Raw genomic sequence first — 25184 nt, forward strand, 5'->3', positions numbered from 1 at the left:
CCTTATTTAACCGCGCCAAAGGTGAGACCGCGCACGAGTTGTTTCTGGCTGAACCAGCCCAGGATGAGTATCGGAGCAATGGCCATGGTCGAGGCGGCCGAAAGCTTGGCGTAGAAGAGCCCTTCGGGGCTGGAGTAGCTGGCGATGAAAGCGGTGAGTGGCGCCGCTTTGGCCGCCGTCAGGTTGAGCGTCCAGAAGGCTTCGTTCCAGGCCAGGATGAAGTTCAGAAGCAATGTCGAGGCGATGCCGGGCACGGCCAGGGGGATCAACACGAAGAGGATTTCCGAGCGCAGCGTCGCGCCGTCCATCCGGGCGGCTTCCAGGATTTCGCCCGGGATTTCGCGGAAATATGTGTAGAGCATCCAGATGATAATCGGCAGGTTGATCAGCATCAGCACGAGAGTGAGACCAAGGCGGCTGTCGAGAAGTCCCATTTTAATGAAGAGCAGGTAGATCGGGTACAACACGCCGACGGCCGGCAGCATCTTGGTCGACAGCATCCAGAGCAGGATGTCTTTGGTACGGCGCGACGGCACAAAGGCCATGGACCAGGCCGCCGGCACCGCGACGAGGATGCCCAGAAGCGTGGAGCCACCTGCGATAAAGATCGAGTTCCACAGGAACCGTGCATAGTCAGAGCGCTCGGTCACGACTTTGTAGTTTTCAAACGTCCAGTCGAAGAACAGGAAGACCGGCGGGTCGGCGATGGCCGTGGCCTCGGTCTTGAAGCTGGTCAGGACGGTCCAGAGGATCGGGAAGAAGATCAGCAGACCGACGGCCCAGGCGGCGGCGGTGTTGATGATCTTGCGTTGTGTGGTTACGGCGCGGGCCATGGTCAGTTCTTCCTACTCAGTCCAGATTTTTGCCAACGATGCGCATCAGGAACAGCGCGATGATATTGGCAAGGATGACGGCATAGATGCCCCCGGCCGAGCCAAGGCCGACGTTCTGGCTTTCCAGCACACGCTGGTAGATCAGATAGGTCAGCGTGCGGGTGCCAAAGCTGCCCTGGGTGGTCACGAAAATCTCAGCGAAGATCGACAGAAGAAAGATCGTCTGGATCAGCACCACGATGGTGATCGCGCGCGACAGGTGCGGCAGGGTGATGAAACCGAAGCGGGCCAGTGGCGGGGCGCCGTCCATTTCCGCCGCTTCCATCTGTTCACTGTCCAGCGACTGGATCGCGGTCAGCAGGATCAACGTTGCAAAGGGCAGCCATTGCCAGGACACGATTATCACGATGGATACCAGGGACGCCTGGCTAAGCCATTCCACCGGGGTAAGTCCGAAGGCTTTCCACAGATGGGCTAACAGGCCGTTCACCGGATCCATGAACATGTTCTTCCACACCAGCGCGGTGACGGTCGGCATCACAAAAAAGGGTGCGATCACAAGGATGCGGACAATGCCTTGCCCCCACATCGGTTGATCCAGCAGGATGGCCAGCAGCACACCGAAGCAAACCGTGATCAACAGCACACCGCCGACGATGATCAGCGTCGCCAGAACGGACGGCCAAAAGGCGCTGGAGGTCACAAAACGGATATAGTTGTCAAACCCGACCCAGCCCAGGTCTCCGCCACGCAGCGGCAGGTATTTCTTAAACGAGAAAAAGAGCGTCATTGTCAGAGGCACTAACATCCACCCAAGAAGCAAAATGACTGCAGGTGCCATCATCAATCGGGCGGCGGATCGCGAATGCTGCGTTGCCATGGGGATCTCCTCGCGGACTGTATGTGCCGCGGTTGTTGTGGGCCGTCAGGATACGGAAAAAGTGCTCCGGAGACAGGTTGCCCTACCCCCGGAGTTGGGAGAAAGGATCAGTAGCCTGCGGCTTCCATCTCTTCAGCAGTCAGGATCTGCGCCTTAGCAAGCGCCTCTTCCACGGTTTGCTGACCCGCGAGTGCTGCCGAGAATTCCTGCCCCACCTGGGTGGCGATGCCTGCAAACTCCGGGATCGCGACAAACTGCACACCGGTGTAAGGCACGGGGTCCACGGTCGGTGCGGTCGGGTCAGCCGAGTTGATCGAGTTGAGCGTCATCGCTGCAAACGGAACCTTCGCGTATTCAGGGTTCTCATAAAGCGAGGTGCGCGTGCCGGGAGGCACGTTGGCCCAACCTTCGTTCGCAGCAACCAAAGCTGTGTATTCCTTGCTGGTGGCCCAGGCGACGAACTTTTTGGCTTCTTCCGTGGCATCAGACCCTGTCGGGATCGCCAGCGACCAGGCCCAGAGCCAGTTGCCGCGCTTGCCAAGCCCAGCATCAGCTGCGAGGGCGAAGCCAACTTTGTCAGCAACGGTGGAATCGGTGGGGTTGGTCACGAAAGACGCTGCAACGGTGGCGTCGATCCACATGCCGCATTTGCCCTGCTGAAACAACGACAGGTTTTCGTTGAAACCGTTGGTCGAGGCACCCGGAGGACCGTAGTTGTTCATCAGGTCCATATAGGTGTTCAGCGTGGTCGCCCATTGCTCGCTGTCGAACTGGGGGCGCCAATTCTCGTCAAACCATCGCGCGCCAAAGGAGTTCGACATGGCGGTCAGGAAGGCCATGTTCTCGCCCCAGCCCGCTTTACCGCGCAGGCAAATGCCATAAATACCGTTGTCCTTGTCGGTCATCGCGGCAGCGGCTTCTTTGATGAAGCCCCAGGACGGTGCCTCGGGCATCTCAAGACCGGCCTGCTCCATCAGGTCTGTGCGGTACATAACCATCGAGCTTTCGCCATAAAACGGTGCAGCGTAGAGCTCGCCATCGACCGTCAGACCGCCCCGGATCGCGGGCAGAATGTCGTCGGCGTCCCATTCGTCAGGCAGATCGTTCAACGACACCAGCCAGTCCTGGGCGCCCCAGATCGGAACTTCGTAGGTGCCGATTGTCATCACATCGAACTGACCACCTTTGGCGGCGATGTCCTGGGTGACGCGCTGGCGCAGCACGTTTTCTTCGAGCGTGACCCATTCCAGTTTGATGTCGGGGTTCTGCGCGGTGAAGTCATCGGTCAGACCCTGCATTCGGATCATGTCGCCGTTGTTTACGGTCGCAATGGTGATGGTGGTTTCGGCGTGGACTGCGGTGGCTGCAAGGATTGCGGCCACGCTGACCAGGCTAAGTGACGTGTTCTGTTTCATTGTTAGTCCTCCCTTTTTGCATCAAATGCCTGGAGAAGCCTAGGTTCAATACTACGCGGCGTCAATAATAAATTTACGCGCGTAAAGTTTGCAGTGTTTCAAGCAGATGCGCGCATCACCAGCTTGCCTTCAAACAACGTCTCGTGCCTCGAATCACCGGTGCCCCCGCTTTCGATCAGAGCAAGCAGCGTCTCCACACTGCGTTCTGAAATCGCCTCGTAGTCTTGTGAAACGGTCGTGAGAGACGGACAGGTGAAACGCGAAAACGGGTGATCGTCATGGCCGGCGACCCGAATATCGCAATCTGCTTTATGGCCCACGCGCAGACCCTGTTCGTAGCAGGCCGCGAGAAAACCAATCGCAAGCCGGTCGTTGCTGCACAGTACTGATTTTGTCGGCAGGCTGCGCTCAGAAATCAATTTTAGACCCCCTTTGTATCCAATCTCCTCAAACCCCCAGCCTTCGCCGTCGACGCGCACGATATGTGGTTCAAATCCCAATCGCTCCATCGTCTGGATAAACGCGTTTCGGCGCTTGTTGGCGTTGGGGTTCACCGGCGACATTTCCAGGAATATCGGTGGTTCACCCGTGCGGCACAGGTATTCAACGCTCAACTGAACGAATTGCATATTGTTTGAACCTACAAACGCTTCGCCGACGCCTTCAATATTGCTGTCAAAAAGCACAGTGGGCACGTCATCACAGAACTTCTCGATACTGCTGCGGTCAGACGCCCGCCCCAGCGGCGCCATCAAAACGCCCGCCGGACGTATTGAGCGAAGTGTGTCGAGAATTTCATTCTCATGCTGAGGGCTGCCATGTGAACTGAATGTTGTCGGGGAAAATCCAGCCGCGATAAAGCGCTGTTCGATGTTGCGGGCGAGTTCAGCGAAAAACGGATCGGCCACGAAAGGCACCACGATTCCGATATTCTTGGTCAACCGTCGGTTTTGGTTGATGGCATAGACATTTGGACGATAGTCGTAGCGCTCCAGTGCCGCTTCGATGCGAATTCTTGTCGATTTTCGAACGCTGTTCGGATCGTTGAAATATTTAGAAACTGTCGGCCGCGAGACACCGCTCCTGGCCGCGAACTCTTCCATATTCTTAATTTTGTCTTCGCCCATTTCTCGACCTCGAACTAAAATGTTGAATGCCGGTCGCCTGCCAGCGGATGCGCGCGCAAATCTTGCCGGGCAGGCACTTTGACGCGCGCAAATATTTGTATTTACATTGGAAGTTTTCGTGTCAATCGTCAAGGATCGCCATTCTGCAATTGTGGCGTGAGATCGGGGCGCACTGGAAAACGCGTTTCAAGAAACAGGCAGCCGTCACCGCTCTACCTGCGCCGCTCCGATTGTGCCTGCCAGCACTGTTACCGGACAAAAGGAAACGGCCGGCAGCGGATTTTGCGTGGTGGCGTATGGCGGCTTCTCTAATTGGGTGTTCGGGTTGAGCGCGTTTTCCTTCTTTCTTCCGGGTCATCGTCGCTCATCCAAGTCACGCTTCTCTCCGCAGTCTGTTTTGGCGCTCTGATGGCACCGCTGTTCACAGCTATCCTGTGATCCTATGGGGAGCGCGACCTCAGAACAGAGGCAGCCCAGTTACGCATGCTCGCCGCCCATACTGACAAATTTCTGCAGCAGCAACATCGGTACATTGGGCTCAAATCAACCGTTCGCTGCAGCCTGAATGAACGGACGCTGTGCGGACTTAATTCTGCCATTCGGAAGTGGCCTTTGAATGGCAGAATTCGGCGCATCGCGACGTCAATCCCGGCTGGACGGGCGGAAGCAGCTCGACGCTACAGACACAAAACCAGCAAAAACTGCGCTGGACACGGACATTTTATGGATGCTTGTATCGCACATGTTTGCGTTGGCAACAGACTGAGTAAGGCGCAAACATCCGGCATCATTCGAAAGTGCTTAGCGATTATCGAGAGGCGTAGCACGCTGATACCTTCCACGTTGCCGACCCCTAATGTCGGGACTGAATTGCAGGTGTCTCGCGAAGCTGTGAATATCTACAATGAGTGCGACTTCTTCTCCGTGGCCATTTCCCGATGGGCCGATTCAGCCCTGAGTGTTATTTGCGGCAGCGTGATAGCCTCGTGCAAAACACCTCTTGAATGATTTTCACCTCAGATATGACAGGGCCAGGGTGCGCGCCTTTTTTGCTGCTCCGGGATCAGAACAGATTGTTTTTGTGAACAAGGATGGAGTATGCTACTTATATTTCCCGGATCGTTCATTTGTTGCTGCGGAGGCACTGGAATTGCGTTTGACCACCTACACTGATTACACGTTGCGGGTGCTGATGTATGTCAGCCTGAAGAATGGCGAAAAGGCGACGATGAAGGGGATTTGTGAGAGCTACGGCATCTCCAGAAACCATGTGATGAAAATCGTGCAGGACCTGGCCCGCGAGGGTCTGTTGGAAACCTCGCGCGGGAAAACTGGTGGCATATTGCTGGCCAGAGCACCGGAAGACATCTCATTGCGCAAAGTCATCCAGAAATCAGAACCCGATTTCAGGATCGTTGAGTGTTTCGAATGCGGTTTGTCCACTTGCCCGCTGGTGGGGAACTGTGTGCTGACCGGCGTGCTGGCCGAGGCGATGAACGCCTTTTTGGATGTGCTGGGCAAATATACCCTGGCCGATCTGGTGCGGCCGAAAAATGCCCTGGCCAGGATGCTGAACCTGCCCGAGCTCTGACCACATTGGCGTTGGCGAACAAAAAGGCCGCCAGAGTGTCTCCGGCGGCCTTTGTTTTCTCAGCGGGCTTTATTTGCCTGTGTCGAGGATCTCAGGCTGCTCATCGCCGATCACTTCGATCTGAGCAGCGTTACCTTTGGCGGTCACCCGCGACAGCGCGTGATCGACCAGGGTCACAAGGCCCGGAACCGGCAGCTTCATATCACCGACAAAGGCGGAGCCCGGCGACACCGGCCAGGTCTGGATATATTGCAGCGGTGCATTGGCCAGGCCACCCTGGGGCCAGGCGCGGGACCAGATGTTGCCCACCGGGTGGAAGCTGGAGGTTTTGTTCGGCCCGCCGGAGACGAGGAACACGCGCACGGTTTCGCCAACTTCGGCTTTCATAGTGCCAAAACGGCTGGCCACAAACGGGGCCACGGCGCCGTTGAACATCACATAGGTGGGGTTTTCTGCCGCCATGTCGCGGCCGCTGAATGTCGCCTCACCCGGCTGGCCAAAGCCTTCTTTGGTGTAAAGTTCGTGCTGACCCAGATAAAATTCACGGTCCACCTCGGGCAGGCCTTCTTCGGGCTCGATCACGATCATACCGAACATGCCGCGGCTGATGTGCTCATCCATATTGCTGACACCGCAGTGATAGATGAAAGCGCCGGGGAACAGGGCTTTGAAGCTGAAGCTTTTGGATTCGCCGGGCGCGACTTCGGTAAAGGCGCCACCACCGCCGGTGCCATAAACAGCGTGCAGATCGATCGAATGTGAGGCCTCGTTTTCCGCCGGGTTGGTGACGGTGATATTGAGTGTGTCGCCCTGACGCGCCCGGATCATCGGCGCCGGCACCTGGCCGTTGAAGGTCATGAAGGAATGGGTCACGCCGGGCAGGATTTCCGACACCACCCGTTTGGACACCAGTTCGATGTTGTGGGTGCGCGGGCTGTTCCAGGTCACCGGGGCCGGCAGCACCGTAGGGTCGGCCACAACCAGGTCCGGAGTGATGGTTGCGCCGGCAAAACTGCCCTCAACCACGGGCGGCTTTGGCACCGCCGCATGTGCTTTGGCCGTGCTGGCCAGCGCCGTTGCGCCGGAGGCCGCAAGCCCGAGCCCGGCCATTTGAACAAATTTGCGCCGGTTGGTGGTAAACGTATTTGAGTCAGACATCGGATGTCTCCTTGAGTGTTTCTCAGTGAGTGGGTGTTCAGAATTGAGGATGGGAAGACGCGGGGCCTACTCAGATTTGAGTGCGTCCAGCAGCGCGCCGACGCGGGCGATACCCGGTTCAGACAGCGCCATGTTGCCCTGATAGCTGGCCAGGACCGCATCAAGATTCACCTTCGGGTCGCCGACAACAACGAGGCCAACCATGCCCACCGCTTTATGGGCGGCGCATTGGTAGACATAGACACCTTCGCTGTCAAAACTCACCGAAGTATCGGCGTTTTTATAGCCCTTGAACCCGGGCGCACCGGCAGGCAGCAACCCGTCGACCGCAATCAGGTCATGGCCAAAATCCCAGGCCACAAAATCCACGGTCTCACCCGGCTGGATCCGGATCACCGCCGGTTCAAACACTTTGGCCGCACCATCGGTGCCGCGGTCCAGCGCGCGGACTTCAAACGGTACAATTACCTGGGCATAGGCCATGCCGCTCACGCTCAGCGCCAGCGGGCTCAGAGACAGTTGCAGCGCCACCAGCGCCGGTACGGGCAATTTATTACGAAGTTTCATTTCAGGTCTTCTTTCGTGGGAGGGGCTGTTATTTTTCCAGTCTCGCGGCTCTGAAGCCCGACTGGGTGATAAGTCCGTGACCGCGTTTCATGCTGTCAACGAAGTAGAAATCGGGGTCATATTTTTTGCGGGCCCAGAGATACCAGGGGTCGTCGCGGCCGACTTCCTCATACTCAACCACGGTGAACAGGCCACCCGGCGCATTGCCATTGTTGCTGAGGTGACCGTCATCATGGTCATGCGCCGGCCAGCGCCCGGGATTGTCCATGCGCACAATCACATCGACCCGCTGCCCCATCGCCACATGTACGGTATCAGCATAATAAGGCGCCGGCACAGGCAGCCCGTCGCGGTGGGTCACCAGCATATCGTGGCCATGAAGGTGGAAGGACACCGGCACGCTGGCCGCAAAAAGCCGCAACCGCAGCACGTCGCCCTCGCGCACGCGGATCGGCTGGTTGTAGGGGAAGGACTTGCCGTTGATCGAAAAATAATTCAGCCCGCCGGTGGGGTCTTCCTTGGCGAAAAAGTCATCGGCAACTTCGCTGTTCCATCCCGAGAACATCAGGATCGCGTCTTTGGTCACTTCTTTCTCGATCGGCAACGGATCAATCGGATCGACAATCAACGGTCCCCACATGCCGCGCACGCCAACATGGTTGGGCACTTCCACATGGCAGTGATACCAAAGGCTGCCCGGACGGTTCGCAGTGAAGCGATACGTCTCGTTGGCGCCGCCTGAATCAATCGCCAGCCCATTGATCCCCGGGGCGCCGTCATTGCGCCAGGTCCCTTTCTGGTGGATGCCGTGCCAGTGGATTGTATGGGTGCCGGTGGTATTGTTGGTGACATTGGCTTCAATGGTATCGCCCTGGCGCACCCGGATCAGCGGGCCGGGGACCTGACCGTTATAGGCCCAGACATTGGTGTCAAAACCCCGCGCCACGCTCAGGCGGGTCTCTTCGATTGTCATGTCAAATTTATGGGTTGTGGCCTCGCCGGGGTCCACTGGTGTTTCTGCGGCGGCGGTCTGCTCCTGCGCCAGCGTGCCGCCCGCCAGGGCCGCTGTTGTCGATGCAACTGCGCCCAGACCCGCAAGCTTTACCAGGTTGCGACGTGAGATAGCTGAGTGTTCCATTGACCATTTCCTTCATGCAGATCACGTATTCCGCGGAATTTTCTGGCCCTCTGTCAGGGTTGATTCCGAAGATGCATTTTAGATGCTACTTCAAAGTAGCATTGTCAATACCAGTTTTGAAGTTGCGCTGTATTCACGATATTTGCCGGGCACCTGCAGCCTGGACGGAGCCAATCGTTTCATTTGTCAGAGTTGCGAGGGAATTGTGCTGAGAGGCAAACTCACCTCAGGATGGTCAACGGGCGCCGGTCATTTTACTGGCTCTGACGGGTCAGGGTTTTGCGCATCAAACGCGCTCGTGGACGTCCATCTGAGCGATGGCCCGTCCGCAGGGCAAGGGGACTCGGGCGCAGACCGCTGCCGCAGCGATCAACTTCTGAGACGCAAACGCAGCGTGTTTCCCGCATGTGGTCCCGCCGCAGCAGAGACGTGGATCTGGCGCAACAGATCCGCAATGACGGCACCATCCCGCACCGTTCCAGTGCGTAAGCCTGCTCTTGATGGTCACATTGTTTCGATGGCCCAGGCTGTAAAATTCATCGCACGGATTATGACAGACAGAATGCTTTACCGCAGTGCGAAGCCTTTCGGAAAACGCGCCTTCGGTCACCTGGCGGGCAGGCACAGGCTCGCATGCAAAAACCCCACGCCGCGCCAGCCTCAACGATTGTTGAAAGTAGTCTCTAACCAAGGCGTTTCGCGCCGTTCAATGTCGTTGTGCCCAGGCGCCCACATGGAACGAGACGCTCGTGTGCGGGCCCTGTCCGGTCCGATTCCACCTTGTTTTCCTGAGAAATTGGCACCCCTTGCATATGGCGTAAAAAGCCAGACACTAGAGCGCATGACTGATTCCGGCACAAAGCCCACCTCTCCCGCCAACCTCGCCGCACAGCTTATAGAACTCGATCGCAGCCTGGATGTGGGGCTGCGCGATCAGGTGCAGTCCGAGATTTCCAGGCTGATTTCGGGTGGGGCGCTCAGGTCCGGAACGCGGCTGCCGTCCTGCCGGAAACTGGCTGGCGAGTTGAAGGTCTCGATCAACACTGTGCTTGGCGCCTACTCCAGACTCTGTGACGACAATCTGATCGAAGCACGCGCCAGATCAGGCTATTTTATATGTGACGACCTGCGCATTCCACATCAACGGGTTGCCGATCCTGTTCAAACGGGGGCGCCCCCACAGGCCAACTTTGTCGCGCGCATCACACCGCACCGGTTGCCGTCGAAAAACAGTTACATCCTGCGGCCGCCCAACTGGCAGGATTATGAATATCCCTTCGTCTGCAACCAGATCGACATCCAGCGTTTTCCGATCTCTGAGTGGCGGGAATGCACCCGGATGGCGATGAACCGGCGTGATCTCGGCATCTGGTCCGGCGACAACCAGTATTGGGACTCACAGGAGCTGCTTGATCAGATCTGCCACCGGCTTTTGCCCCGGCGCGGCATCACCGCCGACAGTGAAAACGTGCTGGTCACGGTGGGGGCGCAGCAGGCCCTCTATCTGATCGCATCGCTGTTGCGCGGCCCTGGCCGGGTCGTTGCAATGGAGGACCCCGGCTACCCGGACGCGCGAAATATCTTTGAGCAGTTGTTCGACGAAGTGCGGTTTATCCCTGTGGATGATGAAGGGCTCATCGTCGATGACCGCCTGGAGGGCTGCGATCTGGTCTATCTGACGCCGAACCGGCAATTCCCGACCACGGTTTCGCTGTCAGCTGCACGTCGCGCCAGCCTGCTGGAGGTCGCCGAAAAACAAGACTTCCTGATCATCGAAGACGATTACGAGAGTGACGTCGATTTCCGCGTCAATCCTCCCTTGCCGCTCTACCAGTCGAACCGGACAGGCCGCGTGGTCTATATCAGCAGCTTGTCAAAAAGCCTGGCGCCCGGGCTGAGACTGGGGTTTCTGGTCGCGCCTCCGGATCTGGTGACCGAACTGCGCGCGCTGCGGGGCATGATGATCCGCCACCCGCCTCTGGTCCTGCAACACGCGGCGGCATTGTTCCTTCGATTCGGCCATTATGATGCGCTGTGTTCGCGTCTTCACGGCGCCTATGAGCGGCGCTGGACAATCGCCAACCAAATCCTTCAAAGCGATTTTTCCGACTTCGGTATCCAGGGTGAGGTCGGGGGCACAAGCTTTATGCTGAGCGATCCGGCAAAGCGATGGCCCGCCGCAGACGTGGTGCAAAACGCACTCATTGAAGGTGTGGTCGTGGAATCCGTAGCGCCCTGTTTTTTCGCCACAAAAACCGAACATTTCAGCTTCCGGGTCGGATTTTCCGCCGTGCATGCAGACCGGATTGAACCTGGTCTGTCGATCTTGCGCAAGGTGATCGACGCGCTCTGATCTGTACCTATACTTCCAGAAGATCTGTGTCTGTACCCCCTGTATCTTCTGCCGCTACTCAAGGGCAGCAGAACAAATACACGCCGCAAAGCGCCCGGCAAAACGGGCCGGTAAGCGGCCACAGCTGGGCAATGCCAGCGCTGTGATGGGGAGATCACCGGAATGCCATCAGACACAAGCGAAGTGTTTCTGAAGTTTAACAACGTAAAGAAAAGCTACGACCAGAAATCACTGGTCGTGAAAGATTTCAGCCTCGATGTTGAAAAAGGCGAATTCATCACCCTGCTTGGCCCGTCCGGTTCCGGCAAAAGTACCGTTCTGATGATGCTGGCAGGGTTTGAAGGCGTCACTGGCGGCGATATCAGCATCGCGGGCCAGTCGGTGACCAGGACCGCGCCTTACAAACGCAACATTGGCATGGTGTTTCAGAACTACGCGCTGTTCCCACACATGACCATCGCCGAGAACCTCGCTTATCCGCTGCAGGTCCGCAAAATGCCGAAAGCAGATGTGAAGGAGCGGGTGAACGAATACCTGAACCTGATCGAAATGGGCGATTTTGGCGGCCGCTATCCCGGTCAGCTGTCGGGTGGCCAACGCCAGAGGGTGGCCCTGGCACGGGCGCTGATTTTTGAACCCACGCTGATCCTGATGGATGAGCCGCTTGGCGCGCTGGACAAAAAGCTGCGCGAACAGATGCAATACGAAATCACCCGCCTGCACCAAAAACTTGGTTTTACGGTGATCTACGTGACCCATGACCAGACCGAAGCGCTTTCGATGTCTTCACGGATCGCGGTGTTCAATGACGGTGTCGTGCAGCAATGCGCCGCCCCGGCAGAGCTGTATGAGCGGCCAGCGAACGCTTTCGTGGCGGATTTCATCGGCGAGAACAATTTCATCCCGGGCAAGGTTGTAAAGATCGCACAGGATCAGGCAACGGTCGCAGTGTCCGGAGGGGCAACGATCACGGCTGTTGCGTCTGAAGGGCTGCGCGAAGGCGGCGATTGCGTGATTTCGGTGCGCCCGGAAAAGCTGTTCATCCAGCCCACCAGCCATGCCTATGACAATGAGGTCAAAGCCGAACACGTGACCCATTATTACGTCGGCGACTTCATCCGCTACTACTTCAAATTTGCCAACGGAACTGAGATTAACATCAAGGTTCTCAATGACCTGGCCGCGCCTGACTTCAAAGAAGGCGACGAAGGTACGCTTGTCTGGCTTACCAAAGATTGCATCGCGTTCCCGACCTGAACGACGCAATAAATCTGTTTAAACCGGGCGGCAGACCCGGTGCAGATCCATAAACCAACCGGAGGACTACTATGAAGACCACATCCAAACTGCTTGCTGGAACCGCTGCGCTGCTGATGGCGTCACTGGGGCAGGCACAAGCCGAAAGCCTGACCGTTGTGTCGTTTGGCGGCGCGTATGGCGCGGCCCAGAAAACCCACATGATCGACCCTTATGTCGCGGAATCCGGCACTAATATTCTGTTCGAAGACTATTCCGGCGGCATTGCCGAGATCAAAGCGCAGGTCGAGGCTGGCAACATCCTGTGGGACGTGGTCGACATCGAAGTGATTGATCTTGAACGCGCCTGTTCCGAAGGTCTGCTTGAAGTTATTCCTCAGGATATGCTGCCGGCCGGTGATGACGGCGTCGCGGCCAAAGATGACTTTATCCCGGACGCGCTGGCCAGCGAATGCGGCGTCGGAGTGATCGTCTGGTCAATCGTCTACGCCTATAATGGCGCTGCCGACGGCCCACAGCCTTCCACCATTGCTGATTTCTTCGACACCGGGAACTTCCCTGGCAAACGCGCGCTGCGCAAACGGCCGCAGGTGAACCTGGAGTGGGCGCTGATCGCTGATGGCGTGGCGCGGGATGAGGTCTATGAGGTGCTCGCGACCGACGCCGGTCAGGCCCGCGCGCTGGCCAAGCTGGACACGATCAAGGACGACATCGTTTGGTTTGACAGCTGGAGCCAGGCACCACAGCTGCTGAATGATGGCGGCGCGGTGATGGTTCAGTCTGCCAACGGACGCATCTTCTCGGCGATGAAAGACGACAACAAACCCTTCGAGATCGTCTGGGACAGCAATGTCTATGATCTCGATGTCTGGGCCGTCGTTGCCGGCAGCCCCGAGAAAGAAACGGCGCTGGAGTTCATTTCCTACGCGACCGGCTCCAAGCCGTTGTCAGGCATGGCAGACGTGGCCTACGGCCCGACCCGCATCTCCTCAGCGCCTTATGTCGATCCCTCAGTCAACAACGACCTGCCGACCGCGCATATCGACGAAGGCCTGAAAGCCGACGGTATCTTCTGGGCAGATTACGGCGAATCGCTGGGCGAGCGGTTCAACGAATGGCTGCTGAAGTGATCTCACCCACCCCAGGTCGTGCGCTGCTTTGGCAGCGCGCGACCACCAAGAAATATCCAACCGGATGGCTGACATGACAGACAATACACTCTCCGCCGCCGACGTCGTTCTCGCCCGCCGCGAGTTGCGCCGCCGCAAACTCAGCGCCTTTCTGTTCGTCGCGCCGCTGCTGCTGTTTCTCCTTTTCGCTTTTGTGGCACCGATCGCAACGATGCTGGTGCGCAGTTTTTACAACCCGACCGTTGCAAACCTGATCCCAGAAACGCTTGAACAACTTGCGGAGTGGGACGGGAACGCATTGCCCTCCGACGCCGCTCAGGCCGTTTTCGCTGCAGACCTCAAACGTCTGGCGAACGAGCGCAGCTCCGGCAAGCTGGCGGAACAGGTCAACCGTGTATTCCCCGGCAGCTCCAGCGTCATCAAATCCACCGCGCGCCGCATGCGTCGTGTTGAAGATGCCGACCTGCAGCAACAGGGGCGCGCGCTGCTGCTGCAGGCCAATGCGCGCTGGGGCGATCCTGAAATCTGGAAGGCCATGGCCAAAACCGGCTCGGTTTACACGCCGAATTACTACCTGACCGCACTGGATCTTGAAGCATCCGAAGCGGGCGGCATTCAGGCGCGCGACGGCGCAAAGATCTATGTCACGCTCTACACCAAGACCCTGCGTGTCGCGTTCATCATCACAATACTGACCTTCATCGCGGGTTATCCGCTGGCCTATTACCTGGCCAATGCACCGACAAAAACTGCGAATATGCTGATGGTCTTCGTGCTGCTGCCGTTCTGGACCTCGCTTCTGGTGCGCACCACCGCCTGGATCGCGCTTTTGCAGACCAATGGGGTAGTAAACTCTTTCCTGATGGGTATCGGGGTGACCAGCTCTCCCTTTGACATGCTCTACACCCAGTTTTCGACGGTTCTGGCGATGACACATATTCTGTTGCCGTTCATGATCCTGCCGCTCTACAGCGTGATGAAGGGCATCGATCCGAGCTACATGCGTGCGGCGATGTCGATGGGCGACAGGCCGATCCCCGCTTTCCTGAAAATCTACCTGCCGATGACCCTGCCGGGGCTGAGTGCCGGCGCGCTGCTCGTGTTCATCATTTCGGTCGGATATTACATCACGCCGGCACTGGTCGGGGGCACGGATGGCCAGATGATCTCGAACATCATCGCCTTCCATATGCAGCAGTCCAACAACTGGGAACTCGCAGCCGCGCTCGGCTCCCTGCTGCTGGCGATCATTCTGGTGCTGTACTGGGTCTATGACCGCTTCGTCGGCGCAAGCAACATTAAGCTGGGATAATGACCATGAAACACCTGCCTGCTTATTTCACCTTCTGGCATATCTTCGGCCATTACGCGCTGAAGTGGACCGCCTTCACGGTGCTCGCTTTCCTGATGTTGCCAATCCTCATCATCGTGCCGCTGTCGTTCAATGCTGAGCCCTATTTTTCCTTCACGGAAGGCATGATCGCGCTCGACCCGGAGGCCTATTCGACCCGCTGGTACGCCGCGATCTTTAGCGATCAGAAGTGGCTGCTGTCGATCAGGAACAGCTTTCTGATCGGCACCATGGCGGCAACGCTCTCGACCATTCTGGGCACCATCGCGGCTGTCGGGCTTTCGTCGCCGGTGATGCCATTCAAGCGGCTTATCACCGCACTGCTGCTGTCACCGATGATTGTGCCCCTGATCATCGTCGCCGCCGGCATGTTCTTCTTCTACTCGCGTTTTAATCTCGTCGGCAGCTTTACCGGCCTGGTCATCGCGCACGCTGCCCTTGGCATGCCCTTCGTGATCATCACCGTGACCGCGACACTGAGTGGATTTGACCGCTCGCTGTACAACGCCGGCATCAGCATGGGCGCCTCGCCGCTCAAAGTGTTCTGGGACGTTGTCATCCCGCTGATCCGGCCAGGGGTGATATCGGGCGGGCTGTTCGCCTTCGTTACCTCCTTTGACGAGGTGGTGGTGGTGCTGTTTCTTGCCGGCCCCGAACAGCGCACGATCCCGCGCCAGATGTTCTCGGGACTGCGCGAACAGATCAACCCGACAATCCTTGCCGTCGCGACGTTGCTGATCCTGATATCGGTCTCGCTGCTGGTGGCGCTTGAAATCCTGCGGCGCCGGTCTGAACGCCTGCGCGGCACGGCCTTCTGACCAGCGGGGCTGCGGCCCCGCTCCCCCCCACTAATCTTAATCGAATGGAGAAGTTCAATGAACTCTATCGGTCACTTTGTGTCTAATGAATCCTGGCCTGGCACCACCAGCCGCGTCTCGGACATCATCAACCCGGCAACCGGCGGTGTTCTTGGTATGGTCACGCTGGCCTCAAAAGCCGACGTTGATGCGGTGGTTCAGACCGCAGCCGACGCGCTGCCAGGCTGGTCCGCGACCCCACCTGCGAAACGCGCCATGGTGCTGTTCAACTTCCGCGACCTGCTGAAGAAACACATGGACGAACTGGCGGCACTGCTGTCGGCTGAGCATGGCAAGACCCTGCCTGACGCTAAGGGTGAAATCGCCCGCGGTATCGAAGTGGTGGAATTTGCCTGTGGCATTCCGCAGCTGATCAAAGGTGAATACTCTGAGGCCGTTGCCAGAAATGTTGACTGTTTCTCGGTGCGCCAGCCTGTGGGTGTTGTTGCCGGTATCACACCGTTCAACTTCCCGGCCATGGTGCCGTTGTGGATGTACCCTGTGGCCATCGCCTGCGGCAATACGTTCATCCTGAAACCATCCGAGAAAACCCCCAGCGTTGTGATGCGCATCGCTGAACTGCTGGCTGAAGCCGGTCTGCCAGCGGGTGTGTTCAACGTCGTGAATGGGGACAAAGAAGCGGTGGACGCGCTGCTCGACAACCCGGTCGTTGAAGCTGTCAGCTTTGTTGGCTCCACTGCGATCGGCCATTACATCTATTCGCGCGGCACTGCCAATGGCAAACGCGTGCAGGCACTTTGCGGCGCCAAAAACCACATGCTGATCATGCCGGATGCGGATATGGATCAGGTGGTTGATGCGCTGATCGGCTCTTCCTACGGCTCGGCTGGCGAACGCTGCATGGCGATTTCGGTTGCTGTGCCCGTGGGCAAGGACACCGCCGACCGGCTGGTTGCTGCGCTTGAACCCCGCATCCGTGCGCTTAAAGTTGCCCCCTACACCGACCCGTCTTCTGAGCTTGGACCGGTCATCTCCCAACAGAGCTATGACAAGATCCATGACTATATCCAGCAGGGTATCGACAAGGGCGCTGAGCTGATTGTGGACGGGCGTGATATCGAACTGCCGGGCCATGAGGGCGGCTATTTTGTTGGCGGCTGTCTGTTTGACGGCGTGACCACCGATATGTCGATCTACACGGACGAAATTTTCGGTCCGGTTCTCTCAGTCGTGCGCACGGAAAGCTATGACGAAGCCGTTAAGATGATCAACAGCCATGAATACGGCAACGGCACCGCCATTTTCACCCGCGACGGTGATGCGGCACGTGATTTCTGGGCGCGGGTGCGCATCGGCATGGTCGGCATCAACGTGCCGATCCCGGTCCCGGTGGCCTATCACTCCTTCGGCGGCTGGAAGCGGTCCCTGTTTGGCGATCACTCCATCCACGGCATGGAAGGTGTGCGCTTCTACACCCGTCTCAAAACGATGACGACACGCTGGCCCTCTGGCATCCGCACCGGCGCCGAGTTCAATTTCACTGGCGGTAAGGACGTCTGATCTGCCATCGGGGCGGCGCTACCTGTGCCGCCCCCACCCAAATTTGTGAGTGACCCTATGACACGCCCCAATTCTCTTGAACAATTCTGGATGCCCTTTACCGCGAACCGTGCCTTCAAGGCGGCGCCGCGCATGCTGGTCTCCGCCGATCGCATGCATTACCAGAGTGACGACGGCCGCGACATTCTTGACGCCACGGCCGGCCTTTGGTGCGTGAACGCAGGCCACAATCATCCAAAAATCCGCAAGGCGGTGCAGAGCCAGGTGGAAGAGCTCGACTTCGCCCCCTGTTTCAATTTTGGCCATCCCAAAGCCTTTGAACTCTCCAACCGGCTGGCGGCACAGTTTCCCGAAGGCATGGACCATGTCTTTTATACCAATTCCGGCTCAGAATCTGTCGACAGTGCGCTTAAAATTGCGCTGGCCTATCAGGCCGCCCGCGGCGAGGGCACACGCACCCGGCTGATTGGCCGCGAACGTGGCTATCACGGCACCGGCTTTGGCGGCATTTCGGTCGGCGGCATGGTGCGCAACCGGATGCGGTTCGGCTCAATGCTGACAGGTGTCGACCACCTGCGCCACACCCATGATCCGGAGCGCAACGTGTTTTCCAAAGGCTGCCCCGAGCATGGCGCCGAACTGGCCGATGATCTGGAACGGCTGGTGGCGCTGCACGACGCCTCGACCATCGCCGCCGTGATTGTCGAGCCGATGTCCGGCTCCGCCGGGGTGCTGTTGCCGCCCAAAGGTTATTTGCAGCGGCTGCGCGAAATCTGCGACCGCCACGGAATCGTTTTGATCTTTGACGAGGTGATCACCGCGTTTGGCCGCCTTGGCACCGCAACTGCAGCCGAGTATTTCGGCGTGACGCCAGACATCATCACCACCGCCAAAGGGCTGACCAGCGGAGTCATCCCGATGGGGGCCGTGGTGGTGAAGAACGAGATCCACGACACTATGCTGCAGGAGGCGGATACGCCGATTGAACTGTTCCACGGCTACACCTATTCCGGTCATCCCATCGCGGCTGCGGCGGCTCTGGCGGCGCTCGACGCTTATGAAGAAGACGGGATGTATGAGAATGTGACGGCGCTCGCCCCCTATTGGGAAGAGGCGATCCATCAGCTGCGCGACTGCCCGCATGTGGTCGATATCCGCAATCTCGGCCTTGTGGGTGCGGTTGAACTGGCCCCACGTGAAGGTGCCCCGGGCGCCCGTGGATCGGAAGCGGTTCAGCTGGCCTATAATGAGGGGGTTATGATCCGCATCACCGGTGACATCATCGCCTTGTCGCCGCCGCTGATCGTCAACAAAGAACAAATCGATCAGATCATGGCAACGCTGCGGCGTGTTCTCACTGCCCTTGCCTGATCCTGACCGCGCCGCTTTCCCCAGCGGCGCGGAACTACACATCCGGACGCACGCCGTTATTCCGGAGAACCAGACAGGCGCGCCCTTCTGCCCGCTCGCGGATCCAATACTCCCAGCGTCGGACAAGGGCGGGTCTGGATTTGCGGACCGCATCCGGAATTTTACACGCAAACATCCGGGGCAGTGCGGCGCCATTGCGCGACAAGATTAGCTGCTGACGCTGATCAGCGCAGTAAAAAACAATAGTCAGACGCGCGAAACCCCGCCAGATGTTCTGGTTTTTGTGCCGTCAATAATGGACCTTTCTGATGACCACACTTTCCCTTTCCCGCCTGCCCGAAAGCGCGCAATCTGTCTTCCCGGGCTTTCTTGTCGCGGCGCTTATCGCGCTCGCCGGTCAGTTTATCGCCGACCAGTACGGTGCCCCTTCCATGCTGATGGCGCTGTTGTTCGGCATCGCGTTGAATTTTCTGTCTGACGAAGGCCGCTGTGCTGCCGGTATCGGGTTTTCCGCCCGCACCATCCTGCGGTTTGGCGTCGCGCTGCTGGGCATGCGGATCAGCTTTAGCATGGCGGCTGATCTGGGCCCGAAAGTGATCCTTCTCGTGGTGGCCAGCCTGTGCCTGACGATCGGATTTGGCCTGCTGGTTGCCCGGTTTTTCGGCCACGGGCCGCGCTTTGCATTTCTGTCGGCGGGCTCCGTGGCCATTTGCGGCGCCTCGGCCGCGATGGCGATCTCTGCGATCCTGCCGCGCGATGAGCATACCGAGCAGCGGCTGGTCTTCACCGTGGTCGGGGTCACGCTGATGTCGACGATTGCGATGATACTCTATCCCGTGCTGGCCAGCACGCTGGGGTTTAATGATGAAACGGCGGGGATTTTCCTCGGCGCCGCGATTCATGATGTTGCTCAGGTTGTCGGTGCCGGGTTTTCGATTTCCGAGCAGACCGGAGAAATTGCGACAGTGGTGAAACTGATCCGGGTGGCGATGCTCGCCCCGGTCGTGCTGGTGGCATCGGTGATCATTCGTACTATCGGCGCCGCTGACAAAAATGCCGGATCCCGGCCGCCGATCATGCCTGGATTCGTGCTGGCCTTTGTTGCGCTGGTGGCGCTCAGTTCCTTCAGTCTGTTCCCCCAGGCCGTTGTCGATGCCTCCGCCAGCCTGTCCAGATGGGCGCTGCTGACGGCCATCGCGGGGGTCGGCTTAAAAACATCCCTGCGGGAGGTGGTCAGAGTCGGCGGCCCGGCCATTGCACTGCTCGTCACAGAGACCGCTTTTATCGCTGTCATCATGATCATTGGCCTCCGGTATATTGTGTAGGGCACGTGGAATCGGTTGTTCCGGCGATGCAGATGGCAATACACATGCTGTTTCAGCGGCATGCAAAACGGCTTCGGAACCTCTGAGGAAACATTTTTCACCCCACTCGGCCAAGCATTGCATCGGCAAAGATAACTTGGCGAAAACGTTCGCTGTGAATATCAAAATTCTCTGATGGCTGCCTGCTCATTTACCAAGGACCTGGCCGGGTCCGCTTTTTTGCAAAGCTAACTTCCATTGCGTACGTAAAGCGAAAGCCCATTTTCCGCCCTTTGTGTTAATTGTTGCGCAGCAGCAATAGGGCAGCTTTAAGCTCACAGCAGCCGTACACCTAGGCTTGATAGCGCAGCGCTACGACATGAAAGATTGATCGATGGTGTAGCCAGCAGCATGTTTACAGTGAGCAATGGAAGCGACATAAGCGAACGCGACCCTAACCTTGTATTCTCAATCCTATAACCGCCTCTCTGCTACTATTTCCAATCCATTATTGACCCGATAGCGGCGCGTAGGGCGCAAGGCGTTCCCATTAACAGGGGCAATACAGGTGAATAAATATCAAGAACGTTCCGATGCACGGGTCATCCGCACAGGCTGCGTGACCGCGCGGCCCGCTGCGCTCACGTTTCCCAACACAGCCTCCTCAAACACGAGGAATTCCAATTGGCAGGATGACGAACGCTTCCATCCACACGATCGCGCTCGTGCCATTTCTACCCCAGGAACCCACCTGACTGCCGTGTCCACAAGTTCGCATAAATGCCCTCCCTGGCAAGTAATTCCTTGTGCGTGCCGTCCTCAACAATTTGCCCCTGATCCAGCACAACGATCCGGTCCATCTGCGCAATGGTCGACAGGCGGTGGGCGATAGCGATGACCGTTTTGCCCTCCATCACGCCATAAAGTGTCTTCTGGATCGCGCTTTCGACCTCACTGTCCAGCGCGGATGTTGCCTCGTCCAGGATCAGGATCGGCGCATCTTTCAGAATCACGCGCGCAATCGCGATCCTCTGGCGCTGCCCGCCAGACAGCTTGACGCCACGCTCACCAACCTTTGCATCATAGCCGCGCCGCCCTTCCGGGTCCTCAAGATCCAGGATGAATTCATGCGCCTCCGCCCGCCTGGCTGAGGCAATCAACTGATCCTCGGTGGCATCTGGGTTGCCGTAGAGGATGTTCGCCCGCACCGATCTGTGCAGCAAAGAATTGTCCTGCGTGACCATGCCAATCTGGCTGCGCAGGCTGTCCTGAGTGACATCCGCCACAGACTGCCCGTCAATCAGAATGCGCCCTCCTTCGGCATCGCGGAACCGCAGCAACAGATTGACCAGGCTGGACTTGCCAGCGCCTGAACGCCCGATCAGCCCGACACGCTGACCGCTGGGGATGGTCAGATTGATTGCGTCCAGACCACCCCGGTCTTTGCCGTAATGGTGGGTCAGCCCTTCGATCCTGATTTCGGCGCTCCGCACCACCAAGGGGGCGGCCCAGGGTTTGTCCACGACGTCCTGCGGTTTCGCAATAGAGCGCAGCCCCTCGCGGATCACGCCGGCATGTTCGAACAAACGGATTGTCACCCACATGATCCAGCCGCTCATCCCGTTCAGGCGGATTGTCAGCGCTGTGGTCGCCGCAACCTCGCCAATGCTGACGATGCCCTGCATCCACAGCCAGATTGCCGGGCCGACCACGCCGACCATCAAAAAGCCGTTGATGGCGTTCAACCCGAAAGCCAACTCGGTCATCAACCGCAAAAACCGCTGAAAACGCAGTCGCAAACGGCGCATGGCCGACAGCGCATATGCTTCTTCCCGCGCGCCATGCGCGAACAGTTTTACAGTCTCGATATTGCTGTAGGCATCCACGACCCGTCCGGTCACAAGCGAACGCGCGTCGGACCATTTCTCGGACGCCGAAGCAACACGTACGGCGATGCGCCGTACGTAGAGAATGTAAACCACCAGCCAGATCGCCAGCGGCAGACCGAGCCGGATGTCGATCTGGCTGAGGATCAGGATCGCGCCAACCACGTAGGTGGCCCCGAACCAGATGCCTTCAAATGCCATATAAATACTGTCTTCGACTGCCGGGCCCATCTGCATAACGCGGTTGGACAGCCGCCCGGCAAAATCGTTCTGAAAGAAACTGGACGATTGCCCCAACAGGTGTTTATGCGCCCTCCACCTGGCCTGTTCCTGCATGTTCGATGCCAGGGTCTGTTCCAGAAACAGATGATTGAAGGTGATTATCAGCGGCCGCAGCAGCAGAATGAAAAGTGCCACCAGCATGACCTCGGCCCGGTGTTCAGCCCAGAATTCCGCCGGCCCGGCCTCTGCCATCAGGTCAATGATCCGACCTGAGTAAAAAATCAGCCCGCTTTCCATAATCGCGACGATAAATCCGGTCAGCGCCATCCACGGCAACCAGGGGCGAAACGGTCTGAGTTGAGTGTTGATGTAGGCCCACAGCGTCGCCGGCGGCGTATCGGAAGCGACGTGAGCAAACGGATTGACGAGATTTTCAAACTTACGAAACATGATGCCCTCCACCGGGCAAGGTAAAAAATGTGATGAATAACGTAAGTGGCGCGACGCCACCCTTCAGGACCGGCTGTCAGCGCTGGTTCAGGGGCCCGAAGTACATCATCAACAATTCTCCATCGTGATTCGTCCGCTACAAGGTACCTCTTTCTTTGTGACCTGTCAGGCCGCCGGAAGAAGCTGCAACACAAAAATCGCGTCGCCACGAAAATAACCACAGAAACCTCGATCTCAAAACGGCCCGCTTTGTTGCGTCGATGCATCAAGTGTTTGGCGACGACAGCCCCGCCGCGCTGGAACGTATCCTCGCTCCGCCACCGGATTTTGATTGCGCGTATCCCAGCCCTCACAGAGGCAGCAGAGGCCTTCCCGCGTCTGCCCAGCACATTTGGAAGTGAGTTGCGCCGTCAGGCCATTACCACTGAATGGGAGAAAGTCGGCAAGGACTGCACCCGAATCCTGTCTTTAAAACAGGGCGGACGGGGACGGACAGCAGATTGGGAGTTTTGAAGCTCATGGACGCAAACGGCCCATTGCGGTCGTTAGTGACGCCAGCAGCGACGGTCAAAGCCCTGCAGGTTGGAAGGCAATACCTGTCTCTGCCGCGCGATATCAGCCAGGCTGACGCGTAAATGGTCCCCGCAACAAATCGCAGGCTGGCTGATGCGCGAACATCCCAATGAGGAACGTAAACGGGTCGCACATGCGCTGCCCGTCAGGCGATTGTGAAACAACCTGCCGAGAGGGAGACGATCTGCCGAAGCTTGTTTATCCAGACACGTGACGTACTTAAGAACGAATTGCTTGCGCATCTGCGTGCCACCCGATCCATTCGCCGGTCTCGCCACGCCACCTTGAAGCGCATCGGCCCGGGCCGGTTTACGACGCGGTATCGATCCGTGACCGACCAGCAGAGGTCGAAGATCGGGCCGTGCCAAGGCGCTGGCCTCTCGGTGATGCATGCATCACCTGCCAGCTGACAGGACGACGACTTGATTGCGGGCTCTGGCAACAGCTTCATTGCCATTCTCGTCGAGCGGCATTGGCGCTACGTGATGCTGGCCAAGGCAGGCGACAAAGACAGCCACAGCGTCATTCAGGCGTTGAACAAACAGTCACGCAAGTTGCCGAAAGAGCTGTATCGCTCACTGACCTGGGAGCGCGGATAGGAGATGGCAGGGCACAATAGCTTTAACTTGGCGACGGATATCGATGTCTTCCCGTGCGAACCTTACAGCCCCTTCCCGGCAGATTGCTAAGGCAATCGCCTGCCGGGCAATGCGTGGCAACGCGGCGCAAACGAAAACACCAACGGCTGCTGCGACAGTACTTTCCAAAAGGCGCGGATTTATCGATACATTGCCAGGCAAAGCTGAGTGCCGTCGCCAGACAACTCAACGAGCGACCTCGAAAAACGCTGGGATACGAAACTCCCGCAGAGCGTTTCAACGCATGTCTTGCGTCGATCAGTTGAGACCGCCGCCCAAACCGGCCGTTCAGACGAAGCGCAGCAAACTTCCGCTTTGAGCCGACAGGGTATGATTCTGCGCCGTGCACCGAGGGGCGTAAAGCGCAGTAAAACTGACATATGAATCTGCTTGGGTGCCTCATGGCTGAGCACATGCTGCTCCTGGCGGCATGATCGTCAAATCAGCTAACGTTCGCCAAATTGGTCGAGGCACGTACCCGGAGCTCGACACCCAGATCGACAATCCTGTCTTCTGCTGGCAAAGGGCCGTTTATCGCCCGGACTGCCATTTCCACCGCGCGTCGGCCAATTTCAAAACGCGGCGTGAACACCGAACTCAGGCGCGGATGCATTTCTGCAGCTGTTCCGAGATCGTTGAAACCGCAAATCCCCATATCACGCGGTATGGCAAGATTACGTCTTTGGCACTCAAATGCCGCGCCGACAGCAATGTCGTCATTGTTGCAAAATATTGCATCGCAGTCCGGCGCAATGGCAAGCAGGTCGGCAAGCAGGTGGCCGCCAACCGAAACGCTGGAGGAGGATTGCGTGGTGACTTGCAACGCTGGATCAAACAACCCGCGCTGTTCCAGTGCGTAGCGGTATCCCGCCATCCGTTTCTGGGACCGGGGATCCATCCGGGCCCCTAGAAACCCGATACGACGAAAACCCATATCGATCATGTGCCCGACTGCAGTCGCCGCTGCGTCGGAGTGGGAGAATCCGACTATCATGTCCAGCGGATCACTGTCGGTATCCATAACCTGAACCACCGGGCATGCGGCCATTTTCAGCAGCTCTTTTGAACGTCGGGTCTGGTCTACCCCGGCGACAATCAATCCGACCGGCCTGAGATTCAGCAAGTTGGGCAACAGAGTTTCTTCGGTGAGAGCGCTGTAGTTGACGTTACCGATCTGGATGGTGAAGCCGGTTCCTTCGATTGCGTCATAGGCCCCCGCCAGCACATCGGCAAAAACGTTGTTGGAGAAGGAGGGTACAACCATTCCAATGATGTTGGATCGTTTGGATGCCAGCGCGGCTGCTGCCACATCGGGCACATATCCGAGCTTCTTCACGGCTGCATTCACTTTGGCACGCATCGAATCAGATACTTTCTCGGGTTGCCGCAACGCGCGTGATACCGTGATTGCGCTAACACCAGCTTCTTGCCCTACATCTACCAAAGTTGGCTTTTTCATACACATATCCTTTATTTACTACTGCTTAGCATGGTTTCACCGCAAAATGAATTGCAAATTGACAAATGATTGCGCAATCATTTAAGGTATTGGCAGGAGGAGA

The 25184-nt window shown here is 57.9% G+C and carries 18 protein-coding genes and 1 pseudogene; 10 read left to right on the forward strand and 9 right to left on the reverse strand.

Features of this window, described 5'->3' with window-relative positions:
- Positions 1-2: 2 nt before the first annotated feature.
- The 4 genes from DWA01_RS11010 to DWA01_RS11025 all read right to left on the reverse strand — a co-directional run bounded on the left by DWA01_RS11010 (position 3) and on the right by DWA01_RS11025 (position 4255).
- The gene (locus DWA01_RS11010; protein WP_114285891.1) at positions 3-833 is read right to left on the reverse strand and encodes a carbohydrate ABC transporter permease; all 831 of its coding nucleotides are present in this window, start codon (positions 831-833) and stop codon (positions 3-5) included.
- 16 nt (positions 834-849) lie between these two features.
- Positions 850-1713 carry a carbohydrate ABC transporter permease gene (locus DWA01_RS11015; protein ID WP_114285892.1) on the reverse strand — a complete coding sequence of 288 codons (864 nt, stop codon included), beginning with the start codon at positions 1711-1713 and terminating at the stop codon, positions 850-852.
- Positions 1714-1820: 107 nt separating this feature from the next.
- Positions 1821-3128, reverse strand: coding sequence for an ABC transporter substrate-binding protein (locus DWA01_RS11020; RefSeq protein ID WP_114285893.1), 1308 nt, complete (start codon positions 3126-3128; stop codon positions 1821-1823).
- Between the two features lie 98 nt (positions 3129-3226).
- Positions 3227-4255: a LacI family DNA-binding transcriptional regulator gene (locus DWA01_RS11025; RefSeq protein WP_114285894.1), complete on the reverse strand. Its 1029-nt coding sequence runs from the start codon at positions 4253-4255 to the stop codon at positions 3227-3229.
- 1156 nt (positions 4256-5411) lie between these two features.
- On the opposite strand from DWA01_RS11025, the gene DWA01_RS11030 reads away from it, so the two are divergent.
- On the forward strand, positions 5412-5846 hold the full coding sequence (locus DWA01_RS11030) for an RrF2 family transcriptional regulator (protein ID WP_200832558.1): 435 nt from the start codon (positions 5412-5414) through the stop codon (positions 5844-5846).
- Between the two features lie 69 nt (positions 5847-5915).
- Here the strand turns inward: DWA01_RS11030 and nirK are convergent, their stop codons facing one another.
- From nirK to DWA01_RS11045, 3 genes are all read right to left on the reverse strand, one after another.
- Positions 5916-7004: a copper-containing nitrite reductase gene (nirK, locus tag DWA01_RS11035; RefSeq protein ID WP_114285895.1), complete on the reverse strand. Its 1089-nt coding sequence runs from the start codon at positions 7002-7004 to the stop codon at positions 5916-5918.
- Between the two features lie 66 nt (positions 7005-7070).
- The gene (locus DWA01_RS11040; RefSeq protein WP_114285896.1) at positions 7071-7571 is read right to left on the reverse strand and encodes a plastocyanin/azurin family copper-binding protein; all 501 of its coding nucleotides are present in this window, start codon (positions 7569-7571) and stop codon (positions 7071-7073) included.
- 28 nt (positions 7572-7599) lie between these two features.
- Positions 7600-8709, reverse strand: a complete 1110-nt coding sequence (locus tag DWA01_RS11045; RefSeq protein ID WP_114285897.1) for a multicopper oxidase domain-containing protein — start codon at positions 8707-8709, stop codon at positions 7600-7602.
- Between the two features lie 841 nt (positions 8710-9550).
- Here DWA01_RS11045 and pdxR point away from each other — a divergent pair.
- From pdxR to DWA01_RS11085, 8 genes are all read left to right on the forward strand, one after another.
- Positions 9551-11062, forward strand: a complete 1512-nt coding sequence (gene pdxR / locus DWA01_RS11050; RefSeq protein ID WP_160116016.1) for a MocR-like pyridoxine biosynthesis transcription factor PdxR — start codon at positions 9551-9553, stop codon at positions 11060-11062.
- 162 nt (positions 11063-11224) lie between these two features.
- Complete coding sequence (locus tag DWA01_RS11055) at positions 11225-12319, forward strand: ABC transporter ATP-binding protein (protein ID WP_114285899.1); 1095 nt, start codon at positions 11225-11227, stop codon at positions 12317-12319.
- A 71-nt stretch (positions 12320-12390) separates the two neighbouring features.
- Positions 12391-13449: an ABC transporter substrate-binding protein gene (locus DWA01_RS11060; RefSeq protein WP_114285900.1), complete on the forward strand. Its 1059-nt coding sequence runs from the start codon at positions 12391-12393 to the stop codon at positions 13447-13449.
- Positions 13450-13522: 73 nt separating this feature from the next.
- Positions 13523-14761 (forward strand): ABC transporter permease, encoded by a 1239-nt coding sequence (locus DWA01_RS11065; protein ID WP_114285938.1) that lies wholly within the window; start codon positions 13523-13525, stop codon positions 14759-14761.
- Positions 14762-14766: 5 nt separating this feature from the next.
- The gene (locus DWA01_RS11070) at positions 14767-15618 is read left to right on the forward strand and encodes an ABC transporter permease (RefSeq protein ID WP_114285939.1); all 852 of its coding nucleotides are present in this window, start codon (positions 14767-14769) and stop codon (positions 15616-15618) included.
- A 57-nt stretch (positions 15619-15675) separates the two neighbouring features.
- Positions 15676-17178, forward strand: a complete 1503-nt coding sequence (locus tag DWA01_RS11075; protein WP_114285901.1) for a CoA-acylating methylmalonate-semialdehyde dehydrogenase — start codon at positions 15676-15678, stop codon at positions 17176-17178.
- A gap of 57 nt (positions 17179-17235) precedes the next feature.
- Positions 17236-18549: an omega-aminotransferase AptA gene (gene aptA / locus DWA01_RS11080; RefSeq protein ID WP_114285902.1), complete on the forward strand. Its 1314-nt coding sequence runs from the start codon at positions 17236-17238 to the stop codon at positions 18547-18549.
- Positions 18550-18857: 308 nt separating this feature from the next.
- The gene (locus DWA01_RS11085) at positions 18858-19874 is read left to right on the forward strand and encodes a YeiH family protein (protein ID WP_114285903.1); all 1017 of its coding nucleotides are present in this window, start codon (positions 18858-18860) and stop codon (positions 19872-19874) included.
- Between the two features lie 713 nt (positions 19875-20587).
- On the opposite strand, the gene DWA01_RS11090 is transcribed toward DWA01_RS11085, so the two are convergent.
- The gene (locus tag DWA01_RS11090; RefSeq protein WP_114285904.1) at positions 20588-22411 is read right to left on the reverse strand and encodes an ABC transporter ATP-binding protein; all 1824 of its coding nucleotides are present in this window, start codon (positions 22409-22411) and stop codon (positions 20588-20590) included.
- Positions 22412-22975: 564 nt separating this feature from the next.
- On the opposite strand from DWA01_RS11090, the pseudogene DWA01_RS23575 reads away from it, so the two are divergent.
- A pseudogene (locus DWA01_RS23575) lies at positions 22976-23888 on the forward strand (IS30 family transposase); the annotation flags it as partial.
- A gap of 176 nt (positions 23889-24064) precedes the next feature.
- Here DWA01_RS23575 and gntR read toward each other — a convergent pair.
- A complete protein-coding gene (gntR, locus tag DWA01_RS11095; RefSeq protein WP_114285905.1) occupies positions 24065-25081 on the reverse strand; it encodes an HTH-type transcriptional regulator GntR in 1017 nt (338 codons plus the stop codon).
- Positions 25082-25184 lie beyond the last annotated feature (103 nt).

The sequence above is a fragment of the Candidatus Halocynthiibacter alkanivorans genome (assembly GCF_003333265.1).
GTDB lineage: Bacteria > Pseudomonadota > Alphaproteobacteria > Rhodobacterales > Rhodobacteraceae > Halocyntiibacter_A > Halocyntiibacter_A alkanivorans.